The sequence below is a fragment of the Flavobacterium wongokense genome (assembly GCF_021608265.1).
GTDB classification, from domain to species: domain Bacteria; phylum Bacteroidota; class Bacteroidia; order Flavobacteriales; family Flavobacteriaceae; genus Flavobacterium; species Flavobacterium wongokense.
Genome location: NZ_JAKIHP010000025.1, coordinates 1 through 506, shown reverse-complemented (window position 1 = coordinate 506; position 506 = coordinate 1). Strand labels below are relative to the sequence as shown.

Genomic DNA, 506 nt, shown 5'->3' with positions numbered 1-506 from the left:
CACGCAGTAGCGGCAACTTTATAGTTAATTGTAAATATATGCAATTTTCCTTTTGAGTAGTTTCCGGCTAAGAAAGATAAAACCAGCTATTGCGTGAAACCGCTGTTATGAGTAGTTGGCGTTCACTATATCTCACTTATCTTTTTGTCGAACCACACATCTTCATAATTTTCTTTTCCAAGTAGAAATCTGAAACCAACGTCCAGCCCAAGATATTTAATTACTTCTGGCTTTTTTTCTATTAAATGTTCAGCGCAAATTGGTTTGAAGAAATCTTCTCTTTCTTCATATTCTCCAGACCAAATAAACCAACCAGTTGTTCCGTCTTCTGAGTTATGACGCAAACCATTCAACGGTTCTAAATTCAAGTCTGTTGAGATTCCAACTTTCAAATCTTTGTTAATTGGTTTCCACAACGAATCATATTCTTTGCAGATTTTCTTTTGTTCTTCCAGGTAAGAATTCCAGTCGTTCATTTTTTGTTGAGTTTTCGAGCCAATTACTCA

Annotated in this window: 1 protein-coding gene; it reads right to left on the bottom strand. The window is 35.4% G+C overall.

All coding sequences use genetic code 11. The features are described 5' to 3' along the window. Positions 1-125 precede the first annotated feature (125 nt). Positions 126-476: an immunity protein Imm33 domain-containing protein gene (locus tag L1S31_RS14860; protein WP_236465566.1), complete on the bottom strand. Its 351-nt coding sequence runs from the start codon at positions 474-476 to the stop codon at positions 126-128. Positions 477-506: the final 30 nt, after the last annotated feature.